The 26217-nt window shown below is 62.6% G+C and carries 25 protein-coding genes; 17 read left to right on the top strand and 8 right to left on the bottom strand.

The genetic code is table 11. From position 1 onward, the window contains the following. The first annotated feature begins 87 nt into the window (after positions 1-87). The 12 genes from GRI91_RS06120 (at position 88) to GRI91_RS06065 (ending at position 11378) form a co-directional block, all read left to right on the top strand. Positions 88-1326, top strand: coding sequence for an APC family permease (locus tag GRI91_RS06120; RefSeq protein WP_160735957.1), 1239 nt, complete (start codon positions 88-90; stop codon positions 1324-1326). Between the two features lie 412 nt (positions 1327-1738). Next, on the top strand, positions 1739-2725 hold the full coding sequence (trbB, locus tag GRI91_RS06115) for a P-type conjugative transfer ATPase TrbB (protein ID WP_160735730.1): 987 nt from the start codon (positions 1739-1741) through the stop codon (positions 2723-2725). Further along, complete coding sequence (locus GRI91_RS06110) at positions 2722-3054, top strand: TrbC/VirB2 family type IV secretion system protein (protein WP_160735729.1); 333 nt, start codon at positions 2722-2724, stop codon at positions 3052-3054. The genes trbB and GRI91_RS06110 overlap by 4 nt, the downstream gene beginning before the upstream one ends. Then, positions 3054-3323 carry a VirB3 family type IV secretion system protein gene (locus GRI91_RS06105; protein WP_160735728.1) on the top strand — a complete coding sequence of 90 codons (270 nt, stop codon included), beginning with the start codon at positions 3054-3056 and terminating at the stop codon, positions 3321-3323. Before GRI91_RS06110 ends, GRI91_RS06105 begins: the two co-directional genes overlap by 1 nt. After that, on the top strand, positions 3320-5803 hold the full coding sequence (gene trbE / locus GRI91_RS06100; RefSeq protein ID WP_160735727.1) for a conjugal transfer protein TrbE: 2484 nt from the start codon (positions 3320-3322) through the stop codon (positions 5801-5803). Before GRI91_RS06105 ends, trbE begins: the two co-directional genes overlap by 4 nt. Beyond that, positions 5800-6558, top strand: coding sequence for a P-type conjugative transfer protein TrbJ (gene trbJ / locus GRI91_RS06095; RefSeq protein ID WP_160735726.1), 759 nt, complete (start codon positions 5800-5802; stop codon positions 6556-6558). The genes trbE and trbJ overlap by 4 nt, the downstream gene beginning before the upstream one ends. Positions 6559-6566: 8 nt before the next feature. Beyond that, positions 6567-6866, top strand: a complete 300-nt coding sequence (gene trbK-alt, locus GRI91_RS06090; RefSeq protein WP_160735725.1) for a putative entry exclusion protein TrbK-alt — start codon at positions 6567-6569, stop codon at positions 6864-6866. A gap of 1 nt (position 6867) precedes the next feature. Continuing rightward, positions 6868-8175 (top strand): P-type conjugative transfer protein TrbL, encoded by a 1308-nt coding sequence (gene trbL, locus GRI91_RS06085; protein ID WP_160735724.1) that lies wholly within the window; start codon positions 6868-6870, stop codon positions 8173-8175. A gap of 5 nt (positions 8176-8180) precedes the next feature. Continuing rightward, positions 8181-8864 carry a conjugal transfer protein TrbF gene (gene trbF, locus GRI91_RS06080; protein ID WP_160735723.1) on the top strand — a complete coding sequence of 228 codons (684 nt, stop codon included), beginning with the start codon at positions 8181-8183 and terminating at the stop codon, positions 8862-8864. Continuing rightward, positions 8861-9874, top strand: a complete 1014-nt coding sequence (trbG, locus tag GRI91_RS06075; protein WP_160735722.1) for a P-type conjugative transfer protein TrbG — start codon at positions 8861-8863, stop codon at positions 9872-9874. The genes trbF and trbG overlap by 4 nt, the downstream gene beginning before the upstream one ends. After that, positions 9871-11109 (top strand): TraB/TrbI/VirB10 family type IV secretion system protein, encoded by a 1239-nt coding sequence (locus GRI91_RS06070; RefSeq protein ID WP_160735721.1) that lies wholly within the window; start codon positions 9871-9873, stop codon positions 11107-11109. The genes trbG and GRI91_RS06070 overlap by 4 nt, the downstream gene beginning before the upstream one ends. Then, positions 11106-11378, top strand: coding sequence for a DUF2274 domain-containing protein (locus tag GRI91_RS06065; RefSeq protein ID WP_160735720.1), 273 nt, complete (start codon positions 11106-11108; stop codon positions 11376-11378). Before GRI91_RS06070 ends, GRI91_RS06065 begins: the two co-directional genes overlap by 4 nt. 257 nt (positions 11379-11635) lie before the next feature. Here the strand turns inward: GRI91_RS06065 and GRI91_RS06060 are convergent, their stop codons facing one another. The 8 genes from GRI91_RS06060 to GRI91_RS06025 all read right to left on the bottom strand — a co-directional run bounded on the left by GRI91_RS06060 (position 11636) and on the right by GRI91_RS06025 (position 21196). Further along, on the bottom strand, positions 11636-12589 hold the full coding sequence (locus GRI91_RS06060) for a LysR substrate-binding domain-containing protein (protein ID WP_160735719.1): 954 nt from the start codon (positions 12587-12589) through the stop codon (positions 11636-11638). Between the two features lie 188 nt (positions 12590-12777). Continuing rightward, positions 12778-13452, bottom strand: coding sequence for a class I SAM-dependent methyltransferase (locus tag GRI91_RS06055; protein WP_337190330.1), 675 nt, complete (start codon positions 13450-13452; stop codon positions 12778-12780). Beyond that, complete coding sequence (locus tag GRI91_RS06050; RefSeq protein ID WP_160735718.1) at positions 13449-14441, bottom strand: cation diffusion facilitator family transporter; 993 nt, start codon at positions 14439-14441, stop codon at positions 13449-13451. Before GRI91_RS06050 ends, GRI91_RS06055 begins: the two co-directional genes overlap by 4 nt. Continuing rightward, a complete protein-coding gene (locus tag GRI91_RS06045; RefSeq protein WP_160735717.1) occupies positions 14438-15076 on the bottom strand; it encodes a cation diffusion facilitator family transporter in 639 nt (212 codons plus the stop codon). Before GRI91_RS06045 ends, GRI91_RS06050 begins: the two co-directional genes overlap by 4 nt. Next, positions 15073-15444 (bottom strand): SpoIIAA family protein, encoded by a 372-nt coding sequence (locus GRI91_RS06040; RefSeq protein ID WP_237437687.1) that lies wholly within the window; start codon positions 15442-15444, stop codon positions 15073-15075. The genes GRI91_RS06045 and GRI91_RS06040 overlap by 4 nt, the downstream gene beginning before the upstream one ends. Before the next feature lie 22 nt (positions 15445-15466). Further along, positions 15467-18730, bottom strand: a complete 3264-nt coding sequence (locus GRI91_RS06035; RefSeq protein ID WP_160735954.1) for an efflux RND transporter permease subunit — start codon at positions 18728-18730, stop codon at positions 15467-15469. A gap of 58 nt (positions 18731-18788) precedes the next feature. After that, a complete protein-coding gene (locus GRI91_RS06030) occupies positions 18789-19934 on the bottom strand; it encodes an efflux RND transporter periplasmic adaptor subunit (RefSeq protein WP_160735716.1) in 1146 nt (381 codons plus the stop codon). Positions 19935-19945: 11 nt separating this feature from the next. Continuing rightward, positions 19946-21196: a TolC family protein gene (locus tag GRI91_RS06025; protein WP_160735715.1), complete on the bottom strand. Its 1251-nt coding sequence runs from the start codon at positions 21194-21196 to the stop codon at positions 19946-19948. Positions 21197-22303: 1107 nt separating this feature from the next. Between GRI91_RS06025 and GRI91_RS06020 the strand changes: the two genes are divergently transcribed. The 5 genes from GRI91_RS06020 to GRI91_RS06000 all read left to right on the top strand — a co-directional run bounded on the left by GRI91_RS06020 (position 22304) and on the right by GRI91_RS06000 (position 26119). Beyond that, complete coding sequence (locus GRI91_RS06020; protein WP_160735714.1) at positions 22304-23530, top strand: tyrosine-type recombinase/integrase; 1227 nt, start codon at positions 22304-22306, stop codon at positions 23528-23530. Positions 23531-23572: 42 nt separating this feature from the next. Further along, a complete protein-coding gene (locus GRI91_RS06015) occupies positions 23573-24271 on the top strand; it encodes a hypothetical protein (protein WP_160735713.1) in 699 nt (232 codons plus the stop codon). A 101-nt stretch (positions 24272-24372) separates the two neighbouring features. After that, the gene (locus tag GRI91_RS06010; RefSeq protein WP_160735712.1) at positions 24373-24540 is read left to right on the top strand and encodes a helix-turn-helix domain-containing protein; all 168 of its coding nucleotides are present in this window, start codon (positions 24373-24375) and stop codon (positions 24538-24540) included. A gap of 5 nt (positions 24541-24545) precedes the next feature. Next, on the top strand, positions 24546-25025 hold the full coding sequence (locus GRI91_RS16380; RefSeq protein WP_160735711.1) for a helix-turn-helix domain-containing protein: 480 nt from the start codon (positions 24546-24548) through the stop codon (positions 25023-25025). 2 nt (positions 25026-25027) lie between these two features. Further along, positions 25028-26119: a tyrosine-type recombinase/integrase gene (locus GRI91_RS06000; RefSeq protein ID WP_160735710.1), complete on the top strand. Its 1092-nt coding sequence runs from the start codon at positions 25028-25030 to the stop codon at positions 26117-26119. The last annotated feature ends 98 nt before the right edge of the window (positions 26120-26217 follow it).

Below are 26217 nucleotides of genomic sequence, written 5' to 3'. Positions count from 1 at the left end.
GACGAACACCAAAGCCACAGTGCTGGTGAGCATTCACACAGCGGATCGGAAGAGAAGGAAAGCATAACGCTCGGCGGCGCTGTCGCCATGGGCACCGGCGTGATGATCGGCGCGGGTATATTCGCCCTCACCGGACAGATCGCCGAACTCGCCGGACCATTGTTCCCGCTGTCATTCATCGCCGGTGCCATCGTCACTGCGCTGGCCGCCTACAGCTACATAAAGATGTCCAACGCCTGGCCTTCGTCAGGCGGCATCGCGATGATCCTGCAGAAGGCATACGGCCCTGGCACCGTAGCCGCTGCGGCTTCGCTGCTTATGGCGCTTTCAATGGTGATCAATGAAAGCCTCGTCGCGCGCACATTTGCCACCTACGCGCTGCGTCCCTTAGAGATGCAGGACAATGGCCTGCTGCAGTCGGCACTGGCCCTGGCGCTGATCGTGTTCGCCTATCTCGTTAATGCTTCGGGCAATCGCTCGGTGAGCATGGTCTCGATCGTCATGTCTGCGATCAAGATTGGCGGTATCGCGGTCTTCGCCATCGCCGCGCTCTGGGTGAGCGGGCTTTCGGGTGGAGCCTTTGCCGAGCCGATAGGCCAATTCGGATGGGAACGTATGGTTGCGTCCGTCGCCTTCTCGATCCTTGCATTCAAGGGCTTCACGACGATCACAAACAGCGGCGGCGAGATCGTTGACCCGCACCGCAATGTCGGGCGCACGATCATGATCGCCATCGGCATCTGCGTCGTGACTTACCTTCTCGTTGCAGCTGCAGTGGGAGCGAGCCTTGGCATCGACGAAATCGTGGCGGCACGCGATTACTCGCTGGCGGCTGCTGCCGAACCCGCGCTTGGCCGCGTCGGGTTCTGGTTCACGATTGTGATCGCTGTTACCGCCACCGCTTCCGGCGTCGTGGCGAGCGTGTTCGCCGTATCCCGCATGCTGACAATGCTCACCGAGATGAAGATGATCCCGCACAGCCACTTCGGGATGAAAGGCAGCCTGCGCAGCCACCTGTTGGTCTATACAGTGGTGGTTGCCGGGGTCCTGGCCGTCCTGTTCGACCTTTCCCGTATCGCTGCCCTAGGGGTTTTCTTCTACCTGGTCATGGACATGCTCGTGCATTGGGGCGTGCTGCGGAACCTGCGCAAGGAGATCGGGGCGCGCGCCGAGATCCTGCTGGCAGCACTGGCGGCTGATCTGGTCGTCCTGGGAGCCTTCACCTGGACTAAGTTGCAGAGTGACGCGATGATCGTCCTCTATGCCGCACTGGGGATCGCCGTTGTCTTCATCGGAGAACATCTTTTCCTGCGAAAACAGGTGTAAGCTAGGTGCAGCAAATAGGAATGCGCCAAGCAGCTACGAGAAACGACGAGCCGACAATTCGCGGCAGTTCGCATCCGAATGGGCAGCATACTGCGCTTGGCAGTCAAAAGCAGACAGTCTCCTTCCGGCTCAGCTTTCGCCAAACGCGAAAGGTCCGCTTTGCTCATTCGCCACCTGAAACTCGTCAGTCAGCAACTCGCCTCAAAAACCGCCAGTGAATGATTCGCCAAATCTGCGAACAACTCATTGAACTGAAGCGCTCATAGCGAACGCAAATTCGTCCTGCGTAAGTAACAGCCGCCGCCTGTACTACGTCGCCAACATTCTGTTGCGCGCGGGCCTTTTCTGGCTCTCTTGATGTGCCCCGACAGCCGGGCGGCAGTTCGCCCGGCACGCTTACAGGGGCCGAACCTTGACCGTCCAATCGATCCGATCCGAAGCGAACATGCGCGGTGCACGGATGCTGCGCACGGCGCTTGGGCCATCGATCGCGTCCTGGCTCGAAGATCCGGCTGTGATCGAGGTGATGCTGAACCCGGACGGACGGTTGTGGCTCGATAAGCTCGGCGCAGGAATCAGCGATACCGGCATGACGCTTGGTGCGGCAGATGGCGAACGGATCGTCCGCCTCGTGGCACACCATGTCGGCGTCGAAGTCCATGCAAGGTGTCCTCGCGTCTCAGCAGAACTGCCCGAAGGCGGCGAACGTTTCGAGGGTCTGCTACCGCCAGTCGTCGCCGCACCAGCTTTTGCGATCCGCAAGCCCGCCGTCGCCGTCTTCACGCTCGACGATTATGGGGAGGCCGGGATCATGTCGGCGGGCGAAGCCAAGGTGCTGCGCGAGGGCGTTGCGACGCGTGCCAACATTCTCGTCGCGGGCGGCACGGGCAGCGGCAAGACCACACTGGTCAATGCGCTGCTTGCCGAAGTTGCCAAGACCACCGACCGCATCGTTCTGATCGAAGACACACGCGAATTGCAGTGTGCCGCGCAAAATCTCGTCGCCATGCGAACGAAGGATGGCATTGCCTCGCTATCCGATCTTGTCCGCTCGTCGCTACGCCTGCGCCCCGATCGCATCCCCATCGGCGAGGTACGCGGCGCCGAAGCGCTCGATCTTCTGAAAGCCTGGGGCACCGGCCATCCCGGCGGGATTGGCACCATCCATGCCGGCACCGCGCTCGGTGCGCTGCGGCGCATGGAGCAGCTTATCCAGGAGGCCGTGGTTACAGTCCCGCGCGCATTGCTCGCCGAGACCATTGACCTCGTCGCTGTCCTCGTCCGCGACGGTCATGGCCGCCGCTTGGCCGAACTGGCCCGCGTCGAAGGGCTCGACCCCGCCACCGGCGATTACCGCCTGAGTTCTCTCGCATCCCCTAACCTTGGAGATCCCCAATGAACCATACCCTCAGACATGGCGCTGACCGCGCCATGCTCGCAGCGACCGCCGGCTTTCTTGCGCTGACTATCGCCGTTCCGGCTCACGCCGGCGGGTCGTCGATGCCGTGGGAAGCGCCGCTTCAGTCCATCCTCGAGTCTATCGAAGGCCCGGTGGCGAAGATCATCGCAGTGATGATCATCATCATCACCGGCCTGACGCTGGCGTTCGGCGACACGTCGGGCGGCGCGCGCCGACTCATCCAGATCGTGTTCGGCCTGTCGATCGCCTTTGCCGCATCGAGCTTCTTCCTGTCGTTCTTCAGCTTCGGCGGTGGAGCGCTGGTGTGATGGAAAGCGGTGAGCCGATCCCGGGCTACCATGCGCCGGTCCACCGTGCATTGACCGAACCGATCCTGTTGGGCGGCGCGCCGCGCGCGCTCGCCATCGTTAATGGAACGCTGGCGGGCGCAATCGGCCTCGGCCTGCGCCTGTGGATCGCAGGCATCGTCATCTGGATCATTGGCCACGCGCTAAGCGTCTGGGCCGCACGGCACGATCCGCAGTTCGTCGACGTAGCACGCCGGCACCTACGCTATCCAACCTGGATGCAGCCATGATGAGCTTGCGCGAATATCGCAGCAAGGCCGCGCATCTGGCCGACTTCCTGCCCTGGGCGGCGCTGGTCGGCGAAGGAGTCGTGCTCAACAAGGACGGCAGCTTTCAGCGCACGGCCCGTTTCCGCGGCCCTGATCTGGATAGCGCCACACCCGCCGAGCTGGTGGCGACGACGGCACGATTGAACAACGCGCTTCGGCGCCTCGGTTCGGGCTGGGCGATCTTCGTCGAGGCGCAGCGCAGGCCTGCGCTCGATTATCCAGACAGCCATTTTCCCGATCCGGTCTCGGCGCTGGTTGACATGGAACGGCGTGAGCAGTTCCGGGAAGAGGGATCGCATTTTGAGAGCCGGTATTGCCTAACGCTCTTGTGGATGCCGCCCGCAGAGGAAGCGGCACGAGCCGAGAGCTGGCTCTATGAGGGCCGATCTACCAGCGGTGTCGATCCCTGGGAACTGCTCAAGAGCTTCACCGATCGTAGCGACCGCATCCTCAATCTGGTCGAAGGCTTCGTGCCGGAGGTCCGCTGGCTCGATGATGCCGAAACGCTGACCTACCTCCACAGCACGATCTCCACCCGGCGCCAGCGCGTGCGTGTGCCGGAAACTCCGATGCATCTCGACGCGCTGCTCGCCGACGAGCCACTCACCGGCGGGCTCGAACCGAAGCTGGGCGAGCATCATCTGCGCACGCTGACCGTCACCAGCTTTCCGAGCGCGACCTTTCCCGGCCTGCTCGACGAACTCAATCGCCTCGCCTTCGACTATCGCTGGTCCACCCGCGCCATCATGCTCGACAAGAGCGATGCGACCAGGCTGCTCACGAAGATACGGCGGCAATGGTTTGCCAAACGCAAATCGGTCGCAGCGATCCTGAAGGAGATCATGACCAACGAGGCTTCGACGCTGCACGACAGCGACGCCTCGAACAAAGCGGCTGACGCAGACACTGCCCTGCAGGAGCTGGGCGCCGACTATGCCGGCATGGCCTATGTCACCGCGAGCGTAACGGTGTGGGACCGCGATCCCGCCATCGCCGCTGAGAAGCTGCGGCTGGTCGAGAAGGTCATCCAGGGTCGGGACTTCACCGTCATCCCCGAAGCCATGAACGCCATCGAGGCATGGTTTGGAAGCCTGCCCGGCCACACCTATGCCAATGTTCGCCAACCTCCGATTTCGACCATCAATCTCGCCCACCTGATCCCCCTGTCAGCAGTATGGGCGGGGCCGGAACGGGACGAGCATTTCGGCGCTCCCCCCTTGCTCTACGGCAAGACCGAAGGCTCGACCCCGTTCCGGTTTTCCCTTCATGTCGGCGATGTCGGCCACACGCTGATCGTCGGGCCGACCGGCGCCGGCAAGTCTGTGCTGCTCGCGCTGATGGCGATGCAGTTCCGCCGCTATGAGAATGCCCAGGTCTTCGCCTTCGATTTCGGCGGCAGCATCCGCGCCGCCGCGCTCGGAATGGGCGGCGACTGGCAGGATCTCGGCGGAATGCTCGCCGACGAAGCTGGCGAAGGCGTGCAGCTCCAGCCGCTCGCGCGGATCGACAATCCGGCAGAGCGCGCATGGGCGGCCGAATGGCTGTCGGCGATCCTTGCTTCCGAAGGCGTCGCGGTCGATCCGCAGGCAAAGGAGTATATCTGGTCTGCGCTCGGCTCGCTGGCCTCCGCGCCAATCGGCGAGCGCACCATCACCGGCCTGTCCGTGCTGCTCCAGAGCCAGCAATTGAAGCAGGCGCTTCAGCCCTATTGCATCGGCGGGGCATGGGGCCGGCTGCTCGATGCCGAGGCTGAGCGTCTCGGCAAGGCGTCGGTTCAGGCCTTCGAGACCGAGGGTCTGGTCGGCGCCGGATCGGCCGCCGCCGTTTTGTCATACTTGTTCCACCGGATCGAAGGCCGGCTCGACGGTTCGCCAACGCTCATCATCATCGACGAGGGCTGGCTTGTTCTCGACAGCCCCGCCTTCGCTGCGCAGCTGCGCGAATGGCTGAAGACGCTGCGCAAGAAGAACGCCAGCGTCGTGTTCGCCACGCAGAGCCTCGCCGATATCGAGACGTCGAGCATTGCGCCGGCCATCATTGAAAGCTGTCCGACGCGCATCTTCCTGCCGAACGAGCGCGGGGCCGAGCCGCAGATCGCGGCGATCTACGAGCGGTTCGGGCTCAATGCCCGCCAGATCGAGATATTGAGCCGGGCGACGCCCAAGCGCGATTATTACTGCCAGTCGAGGCGCGGCAACCGGCTGTTCGAACTGGGAATGGGCGAGGTTGCGCTCGCCTTCGCCGCCGCTTCGTCGAAAGCCGACCAGCTCCGCATCGCCGAGATCACCGAGACCCACGGAGCGTCCGCCTTTGCCGCCGAATGGCTGCGCCACCGCGGCTGCGCCTGGGCGATCGATCTTCTTCCCACATCCGAAACCCCTCTGGCGGCGCCCGGCCGGGAAGACCTGCGCCCGCTCTCCGAAAAGGAACCCAAAATATGAAATCGCCTCTCTTGCGCCGTGCTCTCATGGCCGGCGTTCTCGCAACCGCGAGCGTTTTCGGCCTCGCCGCTACGACGCCCGCGCACGCGCAGTTCGGCGGCATCGTCTACGATCCCAGTAACTATGCGCAGAACGTCCTGACCGCCGCCCGCACGCTCGAACAGATCAACAACCAAGTCCAGAGCCTCCAGAACGAGGCGCAATCGCTCCTCAATGAAGCGCGCAATCTCACCGCGCTGCCGCTGAGCCAGCTCCAGGAAGTGCAAACCCAGTTCCAGCGCACGCAGCAACTGCTTGGGCAGGCGCAACGGCTCGCCTACGACGTCCACCAAATCGATCAGACCTTTGCCCAGAGCTATCGTGGCACCAACCTGTCCGGCTCGGACCGGCAACTCGTCGCCGACGCGCAAGGCCGCTGGCGGACCAGCGTCGCCGCGTTCGAGGATGCGCTCAAGGTCCAGGCGGGCGTGGTCGGCAATATCGACGGATCGCGTGCCAGCTTGGAACGGCTCGTCACCGCGAGCCAGTCGGCAACCGGTGCGCTTCAGGCGGCGCAGGCGGGCAACCAGCTCGTCGCGCTCCAGTCGCAGCAGCTTGCTGACGTCACCGCGCTGATGGCGGCGCAGGGCCGCGCGCAGGCGCTCGACATGGCTGAGCGCGCTGCCGCCAAGGCACAGGCGCGCGAGCAGCTCCGCCGCTTCCTGACCCCACGCACCGGTTACCAACCCGGCAACGCCCGCATGTTCCGAGACTGAGAAGATCCGTGGAACCCAAGCTCCTCGCGCGCATCGGCGCCATCATCTTCGTCGCCATCGCGATCACCATGACCGCAATCGAGATGAGCCGCGCGCCCGAGCCTGTGCGCGAGGAGCCCGTCGCCGAGGTGGTGGCTTCCGGAATAGATCCTTTGCTGATCGAATTGCGCCGCTGCCAGGCGCTCGGTGCCGCAGGCGCCGATGATCGCGACTGCATGCGCGCCTGGGCCGAGAACCGGCGGCGTTTCCTCGCCCCCGGCGCGCGGCCGATGGCACGCATCGACGACACCACGGCGGAGGGCAACTGACATGGGCGGGACCGGCGTCGTCGATCGCTTTCTCGATGTCTTCACTAGCTACATCGACAGCGGGTTCGGACTGCTCGGCGGTGAGGTCGCGTTCATCGCCACCACGCTGATCGTTATCGACGTGACGCTGGCCGCGCTGTTCTGGACCTGGGGTGCGGATGACGACATTCTCGCGCGTCTCATCAAGAAGACGCTCTTCGTCGGCGTCTTCGCCTACATCATCGGCAACTGGAACAGCCTCGCGCGTATTGTCTTCGAGAGCTTCGCGGGACTGGGGCTGAAGGCGTCGGACACCGGCTTCTCGGCCGCGGAACTGCTCCAGCCCGGGCGCGTCGCACAGGTCGGGCTCGACGCCGGACAGCCGATCCTCGAGTCCATTTCCGACCTGATGGGCTGGGTCGCCTTCTTCGAGAACTTCATCCAGATCGCCGTGCTGCTAATCGCCTGGCTGTTCGTCATCCTCGCCTTCTTCATCCTCTCGATCCAGCTCTTCATCACGCTCATCGAGTTCAAGCTCGCGACGCTCGCCGGCTTCGTGCTCATTCCCTTCGGCCTGTTCGGCAAGACCGCCTTCATGGCCGAACGCGTGCTGGGGCTGGTGATCTCTTCGGGTATCAAGGTGCTCGTGCTCGCGGTCATCGTCGGCATCGGTTCCACGCTGTTCGAGGAGTTTCGCGCAGGATTCGGCGGCGCGCAGCCGACGATCGAGGACGCGATGACCATCGTGCTCGCCTCGCTCTGCCTGCTCGGCCTCGGAATCTTCGGCCCCTCGATCGCCAACGGCATAGTTTCGGGCGGCCCGGCGCTGGGCGCGGGTGCGGCGGCTGGCACGGCGCTCGCAGCCGGCGGCGCACTTGTCGGCGGGGCGGCTGCCGCACGCATCGGTGCCGGAGCCGCTGCGTGCGTGGCAGGCGGAACGGCGCGGGGCGCGGCCTTTACGTCTGGTGCTGCGAGCAGCGCCTATGCCCTCGGCTCGGCCGGAAAGAGCGGTGGTGCGGCGGTGGCGGGCGGAGCTGCGGGCATCGGCAAGGCCGCGCTTGGCGCAGCCACCTCGCCCCTGCGCAAGGCCGCGTCGTCCCTGAAGGACAGCTACCGTTCGGGGGGCCGTGCCGGTGCGACCGCCGCTGGTGCGACGATCTCGGGCGAGGCGACCGGCGCCGCATTGTCCCCCGACGTACAGCCCGCCTGGGCGGCCGCGATGAAGCGCCGCCAGACAATGACTCACGGCGCGACGGTCGCCGCTCACACGCTGCGCTCCGGCGACGGCGGAGGCGGCGGCGCGTCGGTCGATGTCAGAGAGAAGGATTGAGCCTTATGTTCCGACGCCCCACCATCCGCTACGGCCAAACGCCCGAACCGGTCACGCCCTATCAGCGCGCGGCGCAGGTATGGGATGATCGCATCGGCTCCGCGCGCGTGCAGGCGAAGAACTGGCGGTTAGCTTTCTTCGGCATGCTTGCTCTTTCGGGCGCGCTCGCCGGCGGGCTCGTCTGGCAATCCTTGCGCGGGCATATCGTGCCCTGGGTGGTCGAGGTCGATGCGCTCGGGCAGGCGCAGGCGGTTGCGCCCGCCGAAGCCGGCTACAGCCCGTCCGATCCTCAGATCGCGTTTCATCTCGCGCGCTTCATCGAGCAGGTGCGTTCGGTCCCCGCCGATCCGGTAATCGTGCGGCAGAACTGGCTCAGAGCCTACGACTTCACCACCGATCGCGGGGCGCTCGCGTTGAACGATTACGCCCGCGCCAACGACCCCTTCGCCGATGTCGGGCGGGTGCAGGTCGCGATCGAAGTCTCCAGCGTGATCCGCGCTTCGCCCGACAGCTTCCGCGTCGCATGGACCGAGCGCCGCTATCAGGACGGAAGCCTCACCGCGACAGAACGCTGGTCGGCGATCCTGACCATCACCGTGCAGCCGCCGCGCACCCCCGATGCGCTGCGCGCCAACTCGCTGGGCATATTCGTCAACGCCCTCAACTGGTCGAAGGAGCTGTCGCAATGACGCAAGCTTTAACCCACCGCGCTGCCCCCGCAGCGCTGCTCGCCGGAGCTCTCGGTCTGGCCGGTTGCGCCACTACTTCCGACATTCCGGACATCGCCTACGTCGATCCGCCACGCACCATCGAGGCGACGCTCGCGCCCGAACCGCCGCGCCCGGTCGAGGTGGTCGCGATCCCCGAACCGCTGCCACTGCCTGGGCAACTGAAACCGGTGCCGGACGGCGAGCTGGAACCCGAACCCGCCGATCCGCGCCGCCGCATCGGCGATGCCAACGATGCCGCGCGCATGCAGCCGGTGCGCGATGGGTTCCTCAACGCGATCCAGCTCTACCCTTGGGCGGACGGCGCGCTTTATCAGGTCTATACAGCGCCCGGGCAGGTGACCGACATCGCCTTGCAGGAAGGCGAACAACTGGTCGGGCCGGGACCGGTCGCAGCGGGCGATACGGTGCGCTGGATCATCGGTGATACGGTAAGCGGCAGCGGACCCGCAGCGCGCGTCCATATCCTCGTCAAGCCGACCCGTCCGGATCTCGCCACCAATCTCGTCGTCAATACCGACCGGCGCACCTACCATCTCGAGCTGCACGCGACGCCCTCGACCTATATGGCGTCGGTCTCGTGGAGCTATCCCCAGGACGAGTTGATCGCGCTGCGCAGCGCTAATGCGGCAGCGGCCTCCGTCGCGCCGGTGGCGAGCGGCGTGGACCTGTCCGCGCTCAATTTTCGCTATCGGATCGAAGGTGACCGCGTGCCTTGGAAACCCTCGCGCGCCTTCGACGACGGACGGCAGGTGTTCATCGAATTTCCTGCGGGGATCGCGCAGGGCGAAATGCCGCCGGTGTTTGTGACGGGCGCGGCGGGCGATGCCGAACTCGTCAATTACCGCGTGCGAGGCCGCTACATGGTGGTCGACCGCCTGTTTGCCGCCGCCGAACTGCGTCTGGGCGATCGTCGCAGTGAAAAGCGCGTGCGGATTCTTCGCGACGACGGACGGGAGCGGCGGCGATGAGCGAGGAATCCGACACCTTGGGAATCGAGCCGGATGCGGCGCACGACGTTCCCCCACCAGCGCCTGCCGATCCGCGTCCCTTTCAACTGCGCGGTGATGTACCGCGCGTGGTGCGTCTCTCCAGAAAGGCGCTTGCCGTTATCGGCGGGGTCGCTGCCCTCGGTATCGGCGGCTCGCTGATTTATGCGCTGTTGCCTGCCGACGAACGGGCGTCGGAAGAACTTTACAACACCGAGAGCCGCTCCGAAGCCGAAGCAATTACTTCGGGTCCGCGCGACTATGCGGAAGTGCCTCAACTCGGTCCGCCGCTTCCCGGCGATCTTGGTGGGCCGATCGTCGCAGCTCAGGAACGTGGGGAAGACGTGCCGCTTCCGCCGGTCGGCACGCAGGCGCTCCCGCCTGATCCACGCGCGCAAGCTGCCGAAGCCGCTCGTCAACGTGCCGAACAAGAACGTGACGCTGCGCGCACGAGCAATGTATTTCTCGATGGAGCTGGAGCTTCGGCAGCTAACTCGCCGCTCCCGAGCCTGACGGTCGCTCACGCAATCCCGGGTGCCGGGCTGCAGCCTCCAGCTGCACCGCAGAGCAATGTGGCCGGTAAGCGCGCATTTCTAGAGCACACGTCCGACCCGCGAACTGCGAGCGCTGAACGGCTGACAACGCCCGCATCGCCGAACATTCTTCAGGCTGGCAGCATCATACCCGCCGCGCTCATTACTGGTATCCGCTCTGATCTTCCCGGACAGATCACTGCGCAGGTGACCGCCAGCGTCTACGACAGTCCGACCGGCCGTATCCTTCTCGTCCCGCAAGGATCGCGGTTGATCGGCGAGTATGACAGCGATATCGCTGCCGGGCAGACCCGCATGCTGCTCGCTTGGGACCGGCTAATCCTACCCGGCGGCCGTTCGATCACGCTTGATCGTCAGCCCGCCGCAGACGGTGCCGGGTTCGCCGGTCTGCAGGACGGCGTGAACCAGCATTGGGGCATTCTGCTCCGCGCCGCCGCCATCTCGACACTGCTCGGCGTCGGTGCCGAACTCGGCGCGGACGGTGATGACGATCTGATCCGCGCGCTGCGGCGGGGCAGTCAGGACACCATCAACCAGACCGGACAACGGATCGTCGATCGACAGCTCAATATCCAGCCGACGCTCACCATCCGGCCCGGTCATCCGCTTCGCGTGATTTTGACGCGCGACCTGATCCTGGAGCCCGTCGGAGAGATGCGATGACGAAACTCAAACTGGGGCCGCTGGTCGATGACAAGCCGGTCAAGCTGACCATCGAGCTTCCCGCAGCCGTGCATCGCGATTTGACTGCTTATGCCGCGGCGTTGGCGGCCGAGACCCGCGGTGATGCTGTTCCGCCGGAGAAGCTTGTCGCGCCAATGCTCACGCGATTCATGGCGACCGACCGCGGATTTGCCAAACATCGACGCGCGGCGAAATCCGCGCTCAATCGCCCAAATAGCGGCGCCGCCGCTCCTCCGCCTCAACCTTGATGATCGCTTCTTCCGCATTCGTGCATTCGGCACCGCGCACAGTGCCGCGACGGCAGCCTTCGATGGTTCGCCGTGCGTCCTCTTCATGCGCGACGAAATACTGCACACCACGCGCCTCGTTCGGTTGCGCTGGCGCTGAGCGCGCGATGTAACCGCCATCCCCGCAGGCGCGGATGCTGCGCTCGCTCGTAGCACGAACCCCGCGCTAAACCCGATGACGAGAACGATCAGCATCATCATCACGCTCTTGCCTTGCGTCATGGTGCTTCTCCCGAAGACAGTATGTTCTCGTTAGCCTGTGTGCCGATCTCGAACGACAGCGCATAGCGCTTGCGGACGAAAGCCAGGAATCGCTTCAGGGCAGGATTGGCGTTGTCTTTCCGCCAGTATCCAGAATAGGCAATGAGCGCCGGTCCCTGTTCGCCATGCACAGGCCGATAGACGACATCAGGATAAAGCGCTCCGGTCGCACCCTCGCAGGCGACCGACAACATCCCAGTCTCGCCGAGAATGCTGAGGATCGTCTCGCGGCTTACTGGGTGTAACTGGATGTCTGGCTGCGCGCCCGACCGCCAAAGGCGCCCGATCAGCATGTCGCGGATTTCCGGACCGGGATCGGCCGTCGGGAGCGCGAAGCGTTGGTCGCGCAATTCCACCCAGTTGACGACATCGCGCTCCGACAGCGCATGATAGTTCGACATGGCGACAAAGACATGCTCGCTCCAGAACGAGGCGTGACGGAAGTCGTCGCGGTCAACTTCGCCCATGATGATGGTGATATCGATCTCGCCACTGTCGAGCCCTGCGAACAGAACGCTTCGGTCCGCTTCCACGCCTTCTATCTCGACGTCCGGGTTTTCATGTAAAGCCGAGACCAAGGTCGCGCGCAAATTGCCTGCTGAGACGGAGCTGTTGAAGCCAACCGTAAATCCGCCGGCGCGGCCTTTTCCACCTGCGCGGGTCGTAGCGAGGATGCGGTCCGCGTTGGCGACCATGGGCCGGGCGCTGCGCAAGATTTGCTGCCCGATCTTCGTAAGTCTTACTCCAGCCCTCGTCCGGATGAACAGCTCACTTCCGAGAGAACGCTCTAACTTCAGAACCGTCCGGCTTAAAGTCGACTGATCGACATCGAGAGCGCGGGCTGCCCTGTAGAAGCTGCCATGATCCGCAGCTGCAATGACATAGCGAAGCTGACGAATTTCAAATGGCACAACCCCTCCGCAATTTAGAAGAGGCTATTGTCCATTTGTCTTCGAAAGGACCCACGCTGTCGACAAACTGGGAAGCCGGTTCAATGGCCGCAGCTACGGCCAAGTGCATGCAGAAATAGGCAGACTTGGCGATCGCCACAAAGCCAACGGCGCTTTTAAGAACCGGATTAGTCGAGGGATCAGGCCGATCACGAGCCATCGGGCATTCGCACCTTTTCCGATGTCTGCGCCGCTACGCAGCGGTATGCGGCACCAGCCAGCAACTGCCGAAAGCTGATGATATCAAAATGCTCTGCCGCTGCTTCCCAAGGCTTAAAATCGGCATAGTCAGCGCTCGCGCCGAAGCGCTGTGTCAGCCAAATACCAGCAGTGATGAGCCATTTCGGCCATCGATTTGGGTATTTGAGTCCCAGAAGGCCAAGCCGCCCGCCCGGGCGAAGAGCAGCGGAAGTCCTTTCAATAACCTGCGCATATTGGGGAACCATCTCGAGACTAAAAGTTGAAACAACAGCATCGACATCGGATGGGATATCCCATGCCTCCACGTCCGCTTCGATCAGTTCAACATTACTCCAACCTGCGCGCTCGGCTTTACGCCGCGCTTTGCTGAGCATTCCGCGCGAAAGGTCGACCCCGATAATACTCCCAGATGCTCCGATGACCTTTAAGATGCTCTCGAAGTTTTTGCCGGTCCCGCAACACAAATCGATGACCGTGTTCCCCGTCTTGAGCCCAAGTTCGTTGATTAGCGCTTCCCGCTCCCGGCCGATCCCTACCAGCCTAAAGCCGAATAGAAGGCGGTCATATCGCGTCGCGATATTGTCGTAGAGTGCGCGGGCCTCCATCTTGTCGAGGATACTCACGATTCCTCTGCTCCGGGTGCGCCGCGGCCTTGATCGTTGTGATGCTCCCCATCATCAGGAGCAGCATGATCTGAAACGAGCTGGTTGTCGCAATCGGCGGCCAGACAAGCCTCAAAAGTCGCATGACCGATCCCATGCTGAGCTATCAGCATCGCACGCAGCTTTGCCTTGAGCTTTTCGAATTCTTCCAGCGATCCTTCTTGAGGCACAACATGCGCTTCGAGCGATTGCACATGCTCGCTGAGGCTCCAGATATGCAGGTGATGCACATCTTTCACCCCTTCCGTTGATCGCAGCGCCGCAACAATCTGATCGAATTCCAAATCGTCCGGAACCGCGCCCATCAATAGCCGGATCGTGCGCGGCAGCAGCGTCATTCCTTGCCAGATCACGTAGCCCGCGATGATCACGGTAATGATCAGGTCCGACACGTAGAGATCGTATAGCAGGATCAAAACGCCCGCTACGATCACCCCCACCGATGCCATCGCGTCGGACACATTATGCAGAAAGGCAGCCTTCATGTTGATGCTGTCCTTGGCACCGCGGTAGGTGATGAAGGCGGTGAGCAGATCGATCACCAACGCAACGCCAGCGACACCGATCACCGTCCATCCCTCGATAGGCTGCGGGTCGGCGAACCGATTGATAGCCTCAACGAGCAGATAGAAGCCGACAATAAGCAGCGTGGTCAAATTGATCAGCGCGGCGACGACCTCACCCTGCGCGTAGCCGAACGTCATCATCCTATCTGCCGGACGCCTGCCTATCCTTCGGGCGAACCACGCAAGGCCGAGCGAAGCCGCATCGCTGAAATTGTGCAGCGCGTCAGCGATCAGCGCGAGCGAGCCCGAGACGATTCCGCCGACGATCTGAGCGAACGTGAGCAGGACGTTAATCGCGACAGCGAAGATCAGCTGGCGATCGCTCAAATTCTCTTCGCCGTGGCTGTGGCTGCCATGCCCGCCATGTGTGTGATGAGTGCTCATGTCAGGAACTGATCCCCCTTCCGATGCTCGCTCCCTTCTTCCTCGTGAATGTCCATGTGTGCATCGCGCAGGATCTGGACGCCGCCGTATAAGGCGATGCATGCCACCGCGACGCCTACCACTAGGTCGGGCCAGTTGGCGCCGGTGAGCATCACGACGATGCCCGCGACGATGATCCCGCCATTGGCAATGAAATCGTTGAAGCTGAAGGTCGTCGCTGCGCGCATGCTGACGTCCTTGCCCTCAGTCCGCTGGAGCATCCGGAGGCACATCACATTCACCACGGCTGCCACTGCCGCCATCGCCAGCATCATGAAGCCACCAGGCTCCGACCCTTCCACGAACCGGCGCACGGCGTCGGCAATGACACCTGCCGCGAAGACCAGCAGCATGACCCCTGAGAACCGGGCGGCACCACGCTGCCAGACGCGCGAACGGGTCAGCGCAAGCAGGCTCAGCGCATAAACGATCGCGTCGGACGAGTTGTCGAGCCCATTCGCCAGGAGCGCGTTCGAGTCCGCGAAGTAGCCCGCGACGAAGAATCCTATTGCGATCGCGACGTTCAGCCAAAGCACGATCCACAACGTTCGGCGCTTCCCGGCTGAACCGAGATCGATATCGTGGTCGCCGCTCATGCGATGCTCTCCCCAGATCGGGCCCAGATTTCGGCGACCCGGCGTTCGGATGGCTCAAAGAACTTCATTTGGGCGTGGAAGAGCGGATCGGAGAGCCTGGTGCCCCATTCTTCCCATTTCGCATCGCCGACGATGGCGATCCTGCCGAAGCTGTCCCGGTGACGCGCGTCGAATTTGAGATCGCGCCAAAGTCCGGGGAGATCCCAGCCTGCAAAATCGGGCGCGAGTTCGATTACCATCGGCAGCTTGCCGGGCTTCCGCCCGACAAGCTGTTCGAACCGAGGCACGAAGTCGTCGTAGTCCGAGCTTTCGAGTTCGCCACTCGCGCGTATGCGTAGCAGCCCGTTCTCTTCATCTATCCTCAACATCGTATTCTCCTTTCCTGGACCATCATGCGATGTCCGTCAGTTCGCGCTGCTCGTCGCTGGTCACATTCCGACGCAGGCGATCCCACCACTTCTCGCGCCAGCTGCGCTCATCATCTGATCGATTGAGCACGAGCCGCGCGATCGCGGGCAGGACGAAGAGCGTGAGCGCAGTCGCGGTAATCAATCCGCCGATCACGACAGTCGCCAGCGGACGCTGGACCTCCGCGCCCGTGCCGGTCGCAAGGGCCATCGGCACAAAGCCGAGCGAGGCCACCAACGCTGTCATCAGCACCGGCCGCAGCCTCGCCAATGCTCCGTCGGAGATCGCGTCATCAAGCGACATTCCCTTCTCGAGGCGCTGGCGTATCGCGGTCATCATCACGAGCCCGTTCAATACCGCGACACCCGATAGGGCGATGAAGCCAACCGCGGCGGACACCGAGAACGGCATTCCCCTTAGGGCGAGGGCGAAAACACCGCCTGCCAGCGCCATCGGGATCGCACTGAACACCGCGAGCGCCGGAACCCAACCACCCAGCGCCATGAACAGGAGCAGCAACACCAGCGCGAAGCAGACCGGAACGACGAGTGCGAGCCTTGCCTGTGCAGCCTGGAGGTTCTGGTATTGTCCGCCCCATTCGATGAACGAGGCGGGCGGCAACTCGACGCCCTCGGTGACGCCTGCGCGGGCCTCTTCGACGAACGAACCGAGATCGCGTTCACGCACGTTCGCCGACACGATTACGAGGCGGCGACCCTGCTCACGCCGAACCTCGGCGAGACCGTCAACGACCCGGAAGTCTGCCAGCGTGCGGAGCGGAACCGTGACTCCGCTTTCGAGGACGATGGGAAGGGCACCGAGCTGATCGAAATCGTCCCGGGTCGCATCCTCGAGCCTCACGACGACATCGAAGCGGCGATCACCCTCGAAGACTAGTCCGGCGGGGCGACCGCCCAGCGCGATAGCTACGGACTGCGCGACCTCCTCCACGGTCAGGCCGTAGCGGGCGATCGTCGGTCGATCGAAGGCGATGTCGAGCGTGGGGAAGCCCGTGACCTGCTGTACCTTGACGTCCGCAGCACCCTCGACGCCGCGGAGCACCTCGGCCACTTCTCCGGCTGACCGGGTCAGCGCGGTCAGGTCGTCTCCGTAGAGTTTGACCGCCACGTCGCCGCGAACACCCGCGATCAGCTCGTTGAAGCGCAGTTCGATGGGTTGGCTGAACTCGTAGAGGTTGCCTACCAGACTACTGAGCGAGTCCTCCATCTGGGCGACGAGTTCGTCCTTCGACAGGTCGGGATCGGGCCACTCCTCGCGCGGCTTCAAGATGACGTAGGCATCGGACGCGTTCGGCGGCATCGGATCGCTCGCGACCTCGGCCGTACCGGTGCGCGAGAAGACCAGTTCGACTTGCGGGAAGGTCTCTAGCCTGTCCTCCACCTGTCTCTGCATGGCGAGCGATCGCTCGAGCGAGGTCGACGGTATACGCAGTGACTGAACCGCGATGTCTCGCTCATCCAGCTGCGGCGTAAACTCGCTGCCGAGGAACGTGAACACGAAAGCCGCTATGGCGAAGAGCCCGGCACCCGCGCCTATTACGGGCCATGGACGTGTGATGGCGCGGCGCACCGCCGGGCCGTAGCGCTCCTTCACGACCCGGACAGGTTTGACCTCCTTCTCGGTCAGTTTGCGATTAAGAAGCACCGCGATCATCGCCGGGACGAAGGTCAGCGACAGCACGAAGGCCGAGGCGAGCGCCAGCATGACCGTGATGGCCATCGGCGAGAACGTCTTGCCCTCAACGCCCGTAAAGGTGAGCAGCGGAGCATAGACCAGCAGGATGATCGCCTGACCGTAGACGGTCGGCTTGATCATTTCCTGCGCGGCCAGCCGGGTCTCGGTCAGCCGTTCGCCGAGGCTGAGCAGTCTGCCCTCGCGGTGCTGTCTGGCGGCGAGCCGCGCAACGCTGTTCTCAACGATGATGACTGCGCCATCGACGATGAGTCCGAAGTCCAGTGCCCCGAGGCTCATCAGGTTGCCTGAGACACCCAGCCTGTTCATTCCCACGGCGGCCATCAGCATGGATATCGGGATGACCAATGCGGCGATGATCGCTGCCCGGATATTGCCGAGCATGAGAAACAGGACTGCGATCACCAGCAGCGCGCCCTCGACGAGGTTCTTCTCAACCGTCGCGATGGTCGCATCCACAAGCGACGAGCGGTTGTAGACGATCTCGGCGACCACTCCGGCAGGGAGCGAGGCGCGGACTTCGTCCAGTCGCTCAGCCGAGGCGGCAGCCACGGTGCGACTGTTCTCGCCGCTGCGCATGAGGACCGTGCCCACGACCGCCTCCTCGCCATTGAGCGAGGCAGCACCGGTTCGCAGGTCACCACCGATGCGAACCGAGGCGACATCCCCGATCCGGATCGGAACACCCTCGCGGGTGGCAACGACCGCCTGTTCGATGTCCTGCGTGCTCCCAAGTCGCGCATCGACACGAACGAGCAGGGCCTCTCCGGCACGATCCACGAAGTTGGCGCCCTCGGCGAGGTTCGCAGCCTCCAGTGCCTCGATCAGCGAGTCAAAAGACAAACCGTATCCGGTGAGACGGGCGGGGTCAGGTCGGACGAGGAACTGCTTCTCGTAGCCACCGATCGAGTCCACGCCTGCCACCCCGTCGATCGAGCGCATCAGCGGCGCGACGACCCAGTCCTGAACCGTGCGCAAATAGGCTGCCTTGGCCACATCGCTATCGAGCCGCTCGCCCCGTTCAGTGATGAAGCTGCCGTCCGACTGCCAGCCCGTCCGGCGACCGGTCGGTGCCCCGCGACCTGCCGGATGCTCGTATTCGATCGTGTACATCAGCACTTCGCCGAGACCGGTCGAGATCGGCCCCATCGTGGGCTCCGCCCCTTGCGGCAGCGAGGCGCCGATCGGGGCGAGCCGTTCGTTCACCTGTTGGCGCGCGAAGTAGATGTCGGTGCCTTCTTCGAAGATCGCGGTGACCTGGCTGAAGCCATTGCGCGAGATCGAGCGGGTCATCTCGAGTCCCTCGATCCCGGCAAGCCCGGTCTCGATGGGGAAGGTCACCTGCGTCTCCACCTGCGAGGGAGAGAGCGCCGGGGCGCTGCTGTTGATCTGCACCTGCGTGTTGGTGATGTCCGGCACCGCATCGATCGGCAGGCGCAGAAGGTTCATGGCGCCGTAAATTGCGGCGAAAACGGTGAGGACGATGACTGCCCAGCGGAACCGCACGGCGATGTCGAGGATAGCCCCGATCAAACCGTGGCGATGACTGCCCGTATCGGCATGGGTGTCCACGGCGGGCTCGGTCTGAGTCTCAGTGACCATGGGTTGCGCCCTCCTTCCCGAGTTCGGCCTTGAGCAGGAAGGCGTTGCCGACAGCGATCCGCCATCCCTCCCGAAGACCGGAAAGGATCGTCACTTGACCAGCGGATCGTGTTCCAAGCTCAACGTCGCGAGCCTGGAAGCCGGTCTTCGTCCGGACGAAGACGACGTCGCGACCTTCGACCACCTGGATGGCGTCCTCGGGCACCGCGATGCCGTCGCTGTCGATCTCAGCCGAAGGCCTGATCCGCGCTTGGAGAAACGCGCCCGGCTGAAGCCCCGGCACGCCGCGCGACAACGACAGGACCGCAGTGGCACTGCGGCTCTCCGGATCGAGCGAGGGCGTTACCGAACGAACCCGGGCCCCGATTTCCCGACCGTCCCCGACGACCAGCATCGCCTCGTCGCCAGGTTGGATGCGCGAGGCTTCGGCAGAAGGCAGCGCCACCTCGATTTGAAGTCCGTTGGGATCGACGACGCGATAGAGTTCCTCGCCGGCATCTACGAAGGTTCCGAGCACGATCGGTGCTGCGGTGATCCTGCCAGCCAGGGGAGAGGTGACTGCCAGTGAACGCCCATCGCCGCTGACGCCAGCTGCCGCTACTGCGGCTTGCGCCCGCTGGAGTTCCGAGCGGGCTACGCTGAGATTGGCCTGCGCAGCTTCTAGATCCTGGCGAGCCGTTACATTCTCATCGAACAGACGCCGTTCGCGTTCATAGGCGGCGGACAGTTCGCTCATCCGCGCGCGTGCGGCGCTGAGCTGCGAGGCGAGAGCAGCGGCATCCGCGCTCTCGATGCGGGCGACGGTCTCGCCGCGCGCAACATAATCGCCCAGCGTCTTGCCCACGGAGCGGACGACACCCGAGGCGCGGGCGTCGATACGAGCGGATGCGGAGGGGCTTGCAGCGACGGTCGCTGGGAAGACGAGTTCGACAGCGGCTCCAGACCGCACTGGGGCCAACTGTATCCCGGCCTCGCTGATCTGCTCGTCGCTCAGGGTGACCACCCCCTCGGGTGTCTCGGCTTCGGCTTCCTCATGCGGATGGTCGTCGACCTCGGCGGTCGGCCAGAAGATCAGCGTCAGCGCGCCGATCGCGATCACGATACCGACGAGGATCGCCAGCTTTCTGCGTGTCATGGGAATATCCTTCACTGTGCGGCCAGCGCGATGAGTTCGGCTGCGGCCAGGCCCCGTTGCTCACGGGCGGCGATGAGCGTCTCGCGGATCGTGTCGCGTGACTGTGCGGCCGCGAGAACCTCGATCAGGGGAAAACGTCCGTTGCGATATCCGATGCGGACGAGGCGCAGCGCCTCCTCCGCCTGCGGGAGCGATGTCTGCGATAGTGTCTCGACCCTAGCTTGGGCCCCGAGATACCTCGCCCGCGCGGTGGCGACGGACTGCTCGTAATCCGCGAGTGCGACGGCTTCGCGCGCGTTCGCCGCCCGCGATCGAGCCTCGGCAGCAGCGATGTTTCCCTGATTCCGATCCCGGAAGGGCAGAGGGATCGACACGCCGATGAGGAACGCGTTGTCGCCGCTTTCCTCGAAGCGCCGCACGCCTGCGGAAACCGTCGGATCCGGAATACGCAGGCTTCGCTGCCGCTCCATTTCCGCCGCCGCGGCAGTGCTCTCGGCGCGCGCAACTCGATAGGTCAGGCTTCCCGTGGCCTGCGCCATCAGCGAAGCGGGCGGGACGATATTCGGAAATTCCGTCGGAACGAGTGGCGCTTCACCGCCAGACCATAGAACAGCGAGCGCTGTCCGCGCCGACAGGCTCTCCGCCTCAGCCTCCAACAGGCGCGCGCGCGCCTCGGCAAGGGCCGCATCCGCGCGCAGCGCGCGCAGAGGCGGCTCGCGACCGACCTCCACGAGGACACCGGCTATGCGTGCCAGTTCCTCGTTTCGCGCAACCACATCCTCGGCAAGTTCGACCCGGGCGGCCGCAGCAGCAGCCGCTAGGTATCGCTCGCGCACCAGTTGCCCGAGTTCCGCCGTGGTCAGGTCGGCCCGGAGAGAAGCCAGTTCGGCCTGTGCCTCGGCCGCACCGATCCGAGCGGAGCGCTTGCCACCGAGCTCCAGGCGCTGCCCCAAGGAAAGCGTATATTCGGTCGATTGAAGGCCGGAAAACGCACCGCTGCCGGCTACGTTTTCGACCTCGAAGGACACCTCGGGATTGGGCCTGAGGCGAGCTTGGTCGACAAGTGCGGCGGCAGCCTCAGTTTCAGCCCGGGGACCCACGAGGCGAGGATTGGTGACGGAGTCGGCCTGTTCGGCGACCCCGCTAAGTTCAAGGGCGTCGTCGAGCGTGACGACACGCGGGTCCTGCGCACTGGCAGGGCCCGAGGACAGGGCGAGTATCAGCCCCCAGAAGGGGACCGCTCGCCACGAGATGGCGAACATGGATGGGAATTCCTCTGCTGACGTTCAGATCGGTGTCGGAAAGAAATCCGACGCGCGGCGAACGTCAGGCGCGAGGAGGGGGGGTGGCCAGTTCTATCAGGCCGGAGCCGAGCGAGGACTGGGCCGCTGCGCGTAGCACGTTTGTGACCAATCCCCGGGCAAAGGGCTCCGACGACCTGTCGATGGCCTGTGAGGCATGATGGCAATGACCATGTGCGCAGGTGCCATGCTTCTCCGGTCCCTTGTCGTCGTTCCCCGGCTCGTCATGCTGCTCGAGTTGGGAGGCTACCGGAGGCTCTCCTGCGCATTCAGCCGCTTCCGCAACCGGTGCCCAAAGGACGCCGAATGCAGCGCACAGCGTGAGAAGCTGCAGCATGAGGGAGCGGGCAAAGAGCCGGGTCATCGACAGTCCGGTAGCAGCAGAAACTTTGCTATGAAAGAACAATCTCTAAGGTCGAAATGTGATTTCATCACAGAGAGATCAATTGATCTGCTTCAATTCTTGGACGAGCGATCACCGCGACACATCGATTGCTCACCAACGGAACATGCATCTAAGAAAAAGCGCTGACGTTCGAGCAACCTACATTTTCGGCCGGAAGTCTTTCCACGAAGTTTAACAAAGCGCGCGGGCAAGTCTGTGCCTCGCGTCATCATGATCGACCATCGCGCGATCCGACCGGCTGAATTTTTTGTCATCCGGCTAGGCATGAGAGACTTAACTTTTCGACCCGCCAGTACCAGACTGCGACTCAGCAGGGAGATCAGATTAATCGGCGCGAAATTCCTTGGTTGGGCTTCGAACCACTACAGCGCACCGAGCTGATGGTCAGCGTGATGGTTAAGGTTTAGAAAGTCCATGAATTAGACAAATAAAAACAATGCATTACCCCGCTCCTTCGAGTCCTCTTCTGGGCACCATTTTCCTGAACATAGCTGTTCGCTAGTGGTTGAAAAAACCGCAGTTTTCTGCCAAAAACCATGCCTTGGCCGTCGCCAATGTTCACCTTCACTCGCTGGCAATCGTGCTGCGATGGGGGCTTTTGCGGGGGCCTTCTTGTGATCAATGGGGTCTGAAATGGCCTCTCTGGCAGGAAAAGGCCCCCAATGGCGATTAACGACACTTTAATTCGTGCAGCCAAGCCCCGCGAAAAAGACTGGAAATTGGCGGATGAGAAGGGGTTGTACCTCCTTGTGACAGCCAAAGGTTCCAAGCTTTGGCGCGTCAAATTCCGGATAAACGGCAAGGAGAAGAAGCTCTCCTTGGGGGCCTATCCAGAAATCAGCCTGAAAGAGGCGCGGCGATTGCGGGATGAGGCGCGCACTACCCTTGCGGAGGGTGCTGATCCGGCGCGACGCAAAAGAGAGGAAAAAGTTGCGGCAAAACTTGGCGCTGAGAATAGCTTCGCGGCGATTGCGGAGGAATATCTCGACAAGCGGAAAAAGGAGGGCTTGGCTGAAGCCACCCTTACCAAGAGCCGCTGGTTTCTGGATCATTTGCGTCCAAGCATCGGCAAACTTCCGATAGCGGAGATTACCCCGCACGAAATCTTGCTCGCTTTGCGTAAGGTGGAGAATGCGGGCAAACGCGAAACAGCGAACCGCATTCGTTCCTTTGCCAGCCGCGTGTTTCGCTACGCCATTGCTACGGCGCGCGCGAATGCCGATCCGGCCCATGCCTTACGCGGGGCCTTGGCTGCTCCGATCGTGAAGCACTACGCGGCAATTACCGATGCGGCGGAGCTGGGCCAGCTCTTGCGATCGATCGACACTTATTCTGGCGAACCGGCCACGCTGGTTGCCCTTCAACTGACACCGCATGTTTTTCAGCGGCCCGGTGAAGTCCGGCAAATGCGTTGGCAGGAGCTGGATTTGGAAAGGGCAGTTTGGACAATTCCGGAATCGCGCATGAAGCAGCGGCGGGGCGATCATGCTGTTCCCCTGTCCCGGCAAGCGGTTGAATTGATCCAGCGGATGCAGGGACTCTCCAGCCATTCGGTTTACGTCTTTCCGTCGGTCCGCTCCAAAGATCGGCCCATGTCGGAAAACACGATCACCGGGGCCTTGCGGCGGCTGGGTTATGGCGGTTCAGAAATGACGGCCCATGGCTTCCGGACAACGGCAAGCTCGCTTTTGAATGAAAGCGGCAAGTGGAATCCAGATGCAATCGAGCGGGCGCTTTCGCACGCGGACAAGAACGCCATTCGCGGCACCTATAACCGCTCACCCTATTGGAAAGAGCGCGTGGCTATGGCGCAATGGTGGAGTGACCATTTGGAAGCCTTGCGCTCTGGTGCGACTATCCGGCCCTTTGATCGATCCGGAGCGGCCTGAGCAGCTGGACTCTAGAGCGTGCGCGGATAAAACCGTGCAGTAATGACCAAAGACGAACGCGAGCAAATTGAGCTGATACTAGACTATGAGTTTGGTCAAGCCCTTCAGCGTGCGAACAAGATTGCGAACCAAGTATGCGCGCGGAACAGTGCGGCGGGGTGTCTGCAATCCGGTGCTACAATCAAGGAGTTCTTGCGCCTTGTCCGAGAGGACTTGGAGACGTTGCTGGATACGCTGCTTTCTCAGCTTGGAGCGGTGAGCAAAGAACGAAAAGCAGCCATCATGCTATCTGTCGCTTGTGACGAGCATCTGGACAAGCTGAAGCATGGCGAAGTCCATAAGATCGCTACAGTGGCCAGTGGACGAGGAAGAAAAGAGCCAGACCCAAGCGCTTGGGACACAACTGAAGGCATTTTTCGTCAAATGAGAGACGCCTTAGATACCAAGCTGAGAATTGCCTCCTATGACTTCAAAGCAAAGGCGCTTCCCCAAGGCAGTGTGACTGCCGATGTGCAACCGCCAGTGAAGAACGTGGGCGGTAAACCGCGTGCAGAGCATTGGGACAGGATGTGGGCGGAAATTGCCGTTCAGCTCTGGCAGGGCGATCTAAATCCGAAGACACAGGCGGACATCGAAAAAGCGATGCTCGATTGGTTCGCCGCAAACAAGATTAAGGTTGGCGAATCCACCGTTCGCCAAAAGGCACGCCTCTTGTGGCAGCGCATGGGCGAGAGCGAATAGTATCTGCCCCTTTCTGCCCGTTTGAATCCGACAGGTCGTAATAGGTCGTCCAGATTCTCCTGCATCCGCTGGCACACGCCAGCCAATCAGGAGATCGCACAATGGAAAAGCTGGCCTACTCAATCAATGAGGCCGCAGCGGCACTAAGCCTCGGGCGCACCTCAATTTACAGCATGATCGCCAATGGACGGCTTGAGGCCTTCAAGCTGGGCCGTCGCACACTGATTAAGGCGGAATCGATCCACCGGCTTGTGAATGGGCAGGGCTGAACCGGATGGCGCGGCATCGGGTCAACCCCAAGCAGGTCAAGATACATCACAGCTACACCGTGCATGAATTGGCCGAGCGATTGGGAGTGTGCAGAAGCACAATTCGCAATTGGCAGAGAAAGGGCCTGGCCCCAATTGATGGCCAACGTCCCTATCTGTTTCAGGGTGTGCATGTTCGGCGTTTTCTCGAGGAGCAAAAGGCCAAGCGGAGGCAGCCATGCCCACCGGGCACCATGTATTGCCTGCGATGCCGCCAGCCGCGCGAGCCAGCCTTGGGCATGGTGGATTTTTCCCCGCTGCGCCCCGGAACGGGCAATCTGAAAGCGATTTGTTGCCAGTGCGGCGCCGTGATGCATCGGCGCGCTCGGCAGGCTGATCTGGCGCGGATCATGCCCGGCATCACCGTTCAAATCTCGCAAGCAGCACCACGCCTAGTTGGGTGTGAACCGCCTTCCCTGAATTGTGACTCTGGAAAGGACCAATAGACATGACGAAACACAACGCTGAAAACGAGCGCGTTAAGCGCGATTATTTCCGCTATTTGGAGCAGGCATTGGGGCGCGATCCGGCCAGCATTGACCGCGTGGCGAAATCGCTTGCCCGGTTTGAGGAGGCGACCGGCTGGAAGGCCTTCAAGTGCTTCCACCGTGAGCAGGCAATTGCTTTCAAGAAGCGCATGGGAGCCGCGCGCAATGTCCGATCGGGTGAGGCTCTCAGCAAGGCCACCATTCAATCGGCACTGCGCGATCTGAAAGCCTTCTTTGAATGGCTATCGCGTGAGCCGGGGTTCAAAGCGCGCATCGCCTATTCGGATGCCGATTACTTCAATCTGAGCGAAAAGGATGCGGCCATTGCCCGCGCCAGCCGGGAGAAGCCGGTGCCGAGTGTGGAGCAAGTGGAACATGTCCTGAAAGCGATGCCCGTCCAAACAGTGCTGGAAAGGCGTGATCGGGCGCTGGTGGCCTTTGCTGCTCTCACTGGCGCGCGCGTTAATGCACTGGCTTCGTTCCAGCTTGGCCATATCGATTTGGCCAATGGCTTTGTGGAGCAGGATGCACGGCAAGTCCGCACAAAATTCGCCAAGAGTTTCCGCACCTATTTCATGCCGGTGTGCGAGGGCGCGCTGGAAATTGTGGAGGCATGGGTAAAGGAATTGCGCGAGGATCATCTTTGGGGCGATGGCGACCCGCTCTTTCCCGCAACGGCGATCGGTATTGGCGAGACGGGCGGCTTCCAGCCGCAAGGTCTGGCGCGCAAGGGCTGGGCCTCAACCGGGCCGATCCGTGATATATTCAAGCGGGCCTTCGCGGCGGCGGGACTGCCCTATTTCAACCCGCACAGCTTCCGCGACATGCTGGTGCATCACGCCATGGCGCTCAACCTGTCACCGGAACAAATGAAGGCGTGGTCTCAAAATCTTGGCCATGAAAGCGTGCTCACCACATTTACGAGCTACGGGAAAGTTCCCATTCGCAGGCAAGGGGAACTTATTCGGGAGAAAGTTTCGTCGCATGTCACCGAAATTGATGACAATGCTTTACTCTGCTCCTTAGCTAAGCGATTGGGAAGGCGCGACTAGAGCGCTGGGCGAAAGTATCGGCGGCCCGCTAGATCGTTGCCTGAGGTTCGATCCTTTAGGGCGTCCCTTGAGGCGATGTAATGCTTCACCTGCTATGC

This window comes from Altericroceibacterium endophyticum (genome assembly GCF_009827595.1).
In the GTDB taxonomy this organism is placed as follows: domain Bacteria; phylum Pseudomonadota; class Alphaproteobacteria; order Sphingomonadales; family Sphingomonadaceae; genus Altericroceibacterium; species Altericroceibacterium endophyticum.
This window is presented reverse-complemented; position numbering and strand designations above follow the sequence as displayed.

Bases quoted from the DNA above. Each gene is read 5' to 3' on its own strand.
- GRI91_RS06120 (WP_160735957.1), top strand. From the start codon at position 88: ATGGGCACCGGCGTGATGATCGGCGCGGGTATATTCGCCCTCACCGGA.
- GRI91_RS06110 (WP_160735729.1), top strand. From the start codon at position 2,722: ATGAACCATACCCTCAGACATGGCGCTGACCGCGCCATGCTCGCAGCG.
- GRI91_RS06105 (WP_160735728.1), top strand. From the start codon at position 3,054: ATGGAAAGCGGTGAGCCGATCCCGGGCTACCATGCGCCGGTCCACCGT.
- trbE (WP_160735727.1), top strand. From the start codon at position 3,320: ATGATGAGCTTGCGCGAATATCGCAGCAAGGCCGCGCATCTGGCCGAC.
- trbJ (WP_160735726.1), top strand. From the start codon at position 5,800: ATGAAATCGCCTCTCTTGCGCCGTGCTCTCATGGCCGGCGTTCTCGCA.
- trbL (WP_160735724.1), top strand. From the start codon at position 6,868: ATGGGCGGGACCGGCGTCGTCGATCGCTTTCTCGATGTCTTCACTAGC.
- trbF (WP_160735723.1), top strand. From the start codon at position 8,181: ATGTTCCGACGCCCCACCATCCGCTACGGCCAAACGCCCGAACCGGTC.
- trbG (WP_160735722.1), top strand. From the start codon at position 8,861: ATGACGCAAGCTTTAACCCACCGCGCTGCCCCCGCAGCGCTGCTCGCC.
- GRI91_RS06070 (WP_160735721.1), top strand. From the start codon at position 9,871: ATGAGCGAGGAATCCGACACCTTGGGAATCGAGCCGGATGCGGCGCAC.
- GRI91_RS06065 (WP_160735720.1), top strand. From the start codon at position 11,106: ATGACGAAACTCAAACTGGGGCCGCTGGTCGATGACAAGCCGGTCAAG.
- GRI91_RS06050 (WP_160735718.1), bottom strand. From the start codon at position 14,441: ATGAGCACTCATCACACACATGGCGGGCATGGCAGCCACAGCCACGGC.
- GRI91_RS06045 (WP_160735717.1), bottom strand. From the start codon at position 15,076: ATGAGCGGCGACCACGATATCGATCTCGGTTCAGCCGGGAAGCGCCGA.
- GRI91_RS06040 (WP_237437687.1), bottom strand. From the start codon at position 15,444: ATGTTGAGGATAGATGAAGAGAACGGGCTGCTACGCATACGCGCGAGT.
- GRI91_RS06030 (WP_160735716.1), bottom strand. From the start codon at position 19,934: ATGACACGCAGAAAGCTGGCGATCCTCGTCGGTATCGTGATCGCGATC.
- GRI91_RS06025 (WP_160735715.1), bottom strand. From the start codon at position 21,196: ATGTTCGCCATCTCGTGGCGAGCGGTCCCCTTCTGGGGGCTGATACTC.
- GRI91_RS06020 (WP_160735714.1), top strand. From the start codon at position 22,304: ATGGCGATTAACGACACTTTAATTCGTGCAGCCAAGCCCCGCGAAAAA.
- GRI91_RS06015 (WP_160735713.1), top strand. From the start codon at position 23,573: ATGACCAAAGACGAACGCGAGCAAATTGAGCTGATACTAGACTATGAG.
- GRI91_RS06010 (WP_160735712.1), top strand. From the start codon at position 24,373: ATGGAAAAGCTGGCCTACTCAATCAATGAGGCCGCAGCGGCACTAAGC.
- GRI91_RS16380 (WP_160735711.1), top strand. From the start codon at position 24,546: ATGGCGCGGCATCGGGTCAACCCCAAGCAGGTCAAGATACATCACAGC.
- GRI91_RS06000 (WP_160735710.1), top strand. From the start codon at position 25,028: ATGACGAAACACAACGCTGAAAACGAGCGCGTTAAGCGCGATTATTTC.